At 56.7% G+C, this 4199-nt stretch carries 2 protein-coding genes; one reads left to right on the top strand and one right to left on the bottom strand.

Annotation, left to right across the window (positions count from 1 at the left end):
- Positions 1-215: 215 nt before the first annotated feature.
- Positions 216-2471 (bottom strand): NADP-dependent malic enzyme, encoded by a 2256-nt coding sequence (locus R6T97_RS03575; RefSeq protein ID WP_410347930.1) that lies wholly within the window; start codon positions 2469-2471, stop codon positions 216-218.
- Between the two features lie 123 nt (positions 2472-2594).
- On the opposite strand from R6T97_RS03575, the gene mutS reads away from it, so the two are divergent.
- A partial coding sequence (gene mutS, locus R6T97_RS03570; RefSeq protein WP_410347929.1) for a DNA mismatch repair protein MutS occupies positions 2595-4199 on the top strand: 1605 nt, incomplete at its 3' end.

The raw sequence follows: 4199 nt of genomic DNA, 5'->3' as shown, positions 1-4199 counted from the left end.
GACGCTTAATCATTATATTAACTACTCTGAAATGATTATGCCCTCTTCAAACTATTGGAATGTGGCCCATGGGCTTAATCCTGCTCCATTTCTCCAGGATTAAGCCCATGGGCCACATTCCAATAGTTTGAAGAGGGCATAATCATTTCAGAGTAGTTAATATAATGATTAAGCGTCTCAACCGTGGTTGATCGACCCAAGGTTCCAGATTGCCATCAGTCGACCTTGCAGGCAGCAATGACTGCCATGTTCAGGATGTCGTTGACCGTGGAAACAGTGGAACATATCTGGATCGGTTTGCCGATCCCCGACAGGATCGGGCCGATCACTGTCGCGCCTGCCATTTCCTGCATCAGTTTGACAGAGATCGAGGCAGAGTGTCTTGCCGGCACGACAAGGACATTCGCAGGGCCCGTGAGGCGCTGGAAAGGATAGTTTTCCTGTGCTTTGATGTTCAGCGCCACATCGACGGTCATTTCGCCTTCGTATTCAAAGTCTGCCTTGCGTGCATCAAGTACGCGGGGTGCCTGATGCATCTTCTCGGCCCGCTCTGACACCGGATACCCGAAAGTCGAGAAAGACAGGAAGGCGACGCGCGGTTCCAAGCCCAGTTCACGGGCGACAGCAGCGCCGCGCTCGGCAATATCGGCAAGGTCGTTTTCATCGGGCCATTCATGCACCAGCGTATCGGTGATCAGAACGATCCGCCCTTTGTGCAGGACGGCGGTCACACCGACCGCGCCATCGTGTGGTTCGGCGTCAAAGACATAGTTGATCAGTTCAAGGATATGCGCAGATTTGCGTGTCGCGCCGGTCACCATGCCATCGGCGTGGCCATGAGCCAGCATCAACGCCGCGAAAACATGCCGGTCGCGGGCGGCAAGGCGGTGAACGTCATGCGCGTCAAACCCCTTGCGTTGAAGGCGTTCATAAAGAAATGCCTTGTAGGTTTCGAGATGCGTCGTTGTCGCTGCGTTGATGATCTCAAGTTCGTCGAACGCTTCGGGCAGACCTTCGGCGGTCAGTTTTTCACGCACATCATCTTCGCGACCGACGACCAAAGCCTTACCCATACCGGACCGTTGATACATGACCGCGGCGCGTAGAACGCGGGGGTCGTCGCCTTCGGCAAAAACCACCGTAGACTGGTTGGCCCGTGCGCGGGCATTGAGGCCGCGCAGGATGGATTGTGTCGGGTCCATCCGGGATTTGAGGGCCAGCTCGTAGGCGTCCATATCCACGATGGGCCGCCGGGCGACGCCGGTTTTCATACCGGCTTGTGCGACCGCTGTGGGAATGCGGTGGATCAGGCGCGGATCAAAGGGCGTTGGGATGATGTAATCGCGCCCGAAAGTCAGTTTCTTGCCATAGGCCAGCGCGACTTCATCCGGCACATCTTCGCGGGCAAGTGCTGCGAGCGCTTCGGCACAGGCGATCTTCATCTCGTCGTTGATGGCGCGTGCGTGAATATCGAGAGCGCCGCGAAAGAGGTACGGAAAACCAAGGACGTTGTTCACCTGATTTGGGTAATCACTGCGGCCAGTGGCGACGATCGCGTCTTCGCGGACGGCATGTGCGTCTTCGGGTGTAATCTCGGGATCCGGGTTGGCCATGGCAAAGATAACAGGGTTTTCCGCCATGTTAGACACCATTTCCTGCGTCACAGCACCTTTGGCGCTGACCCCCAGAAACACGTCGCAGCCTTTCATCGCATCATCAAGGGTGCGCGCGGTGGTGTTGGCGGCATGGGCCGATTTCCACTGGTTCATCCCCTCGGTCCGGCCCTGAAAGATCACGCCCTTCGTGTCGCACATGATGCAGTTGTCGTGCTTGGCCCCCATCGCCTTGAGCAGTTCGAGGCAGGCTATGCCCGCCGCCCCTGCACCATTCAGAACGATCTTCACGTCCTCGATCTTTTTGCCCGACAGATGCAGTGCATTCAGCAGACCTGCCGCGCAGATTACAGCCGTTCCATGCTGGTCGTCATGAAAAACAGGGATGTCCATCTGCTCTTTGAGGGTCTGTTCGATGATGAAACATTCGGGTGCTTTGATATCTTCAAGGTTGATGCCGCCAAAGGTGGGACCCATCAAGCGGACGGCCTTGATGAATTCTTCGGGGTCTTCGGTATCGAGTTCAATATCGATGGAATTCACATCGGCAAAGCGTTTGAAGAGAACCGATTTACCCTCCATCACCGGTTTACTGCCCAGCGCGCCAAGGTTTCCAAGGCCAAGAACGGCAGTGCCGTTGGAAATCACGGCGACAAGATTGCCTTTGTTTGTATAATCATAGGCAAGCGCAGGGTTCGCCGCGATTTCCTCGCAGGGGATCGCCACACCGGGGGAATACGCCAGTGACAGGTCACGCTGGGTGGTCATCGGCACTGTGGCCTGAATCTCCCATTTGCCGGGGCTTGGATGCATATGGAATTGCAGCGCGTCCTCGCGGGTCAGCTTATTATTCGACATGTGATCCCCCCTTTGAATGACACCAGACATAGCGGGTTCCGGCACCGGCCCGCAACGGGTTCATTTCGGGGTTTCGCCGCTAACACGGGCTGCTAATGTGCGCGGGATGATCCGGGGGGATGCATGAGCAGTACCAACAGCACGACAACGCCAATGATGGCGCAATATCTGGAGATAAAGGCCGCGCATCCGGACGCCTTGCTCTTTTACCGGATGGGTGACTTTTACGAGATGTTCTTTGACGATGCCGTTGCAGCGGCTGAAGCGCTGGATATCGCGCTGACAAAGCGCGGGAAGCACGACGATCATGACATTCCGATGTGTGGTGTGCCGCATCATGCCGCCGAAGGGTATTTCCTGACGCTGATCCGCAAAGGGTTTCGTGTTGCGGTCTGCGAACAGATGGAAAGCCCCGCTGAGGCGAAAAAACGAGGTTACAAGGCTGTCGTGAAGCGCGAGGTCGTACGGCTGGTCACGCCCGGCACCCTGACGGAGGATTCCCTGCTGGATGCGCGCCGCCACAACTTTCTGGCTGCGTTTCACGTCGTTCGCGATGAAGGGGCGCTGGCTTGGGTCGATATTTCCACCGGTGCCTTTCACGTGATGCCATGCGGTGGCGCAAAGCTGGGGCCAGAGTTGGCGCGGTTGACACCCCGAGAGGTGATTGTCGTTGATGGAAATGAGGCTGATTGGGCTGGAATAGTGTCTGATTCCGGCGCTACACTGACAACTTTGGGTGCGGCTGCCTTCGACAGCACTGCAGGCGAAAAGCGCCTGTGCAAGCTTTACAAAGTCGGGTCGCTGGATGCGTTCGGCAACTTTGGCCGCGCAGAGATCGGCGCGATGTCCGCCGTTGCCGAGTACCTTGATATCACCCAGCGGGGAAATCTGCCGTTGATGCGCCCACCGGTTCAGGAAGGGCAATCATCTGCGATGCAGATTGATGCAACGACACGCAAATCGCTTGAGCTGACCCATGCGATGAATGGCGGCAAGCAAGGGTCACTTTTGCACTGCATCGACCGTACCATCACTGCGGGAGGCGCGCGTCTGCTCGAGCGGCGCTTGGCGTCGCCGTCCTGCGATGTCGATGTCATTGCAGCGCGGTTGGATACGGTGGCTTTTCTGACCGGACACAATCGGTTGACCGAGAATATTCGCGATGTGCTGCGTGGTGTGCATGATCTGGACCGCGCCTTATCGCGTTTGGCACTTGATCGCGGCGGACCGCGCGATATGGCGGCCATTCGCAACACGATCGGGCAGGCAACGCAGCTTGCAGAGCACTTGCCAGCGGATATGCCGCAGATTCTGGCGGATGCCGCAAAGGGTCTGACGGGTCATGATGCCATGTTGAGCGTGCTGGATGAGGCACTGGTGGCAGATCCGCCCATTCTAGTCAGGGATGGCGGGTTTATTGCACCGGGTTATGATGCAGAACTTGATGAGGTGCGCAAACTGCGTGATGAAGGCCGCTCTGTGATTGCGGGGATGCAGGCGGAGTATATCGAGAAGTCGAGTATTTCGTCGCTCAAGATCAAGCACAACAATGTCTTGGGCTATTTCATCGAAACAACCGCAACACATGCCCAGCGGATGATGGCGGCGCCTTTGAATGAAACCTTTATTCATCGTCAGACAACGGCCAATCAGGTGCGGTTCACAACCGTTGAGTTATCCGAGATCGAGACCCATATTCTGAATGCGGGCGGGCGGGCACTTGAGATA

This window comes from Yoonia sp. (assembly GCF_046498525.1).
Taxonomy (GTDB): domain Bacteria; phylum Pseudomonadota; class Alphaproteobacteria; order Rhodobacterales; family Rhodobacteraceae; genus Yoonia.
This window is presented reverse-complemented; position numbering and strand designations above follow the sequence as displayed.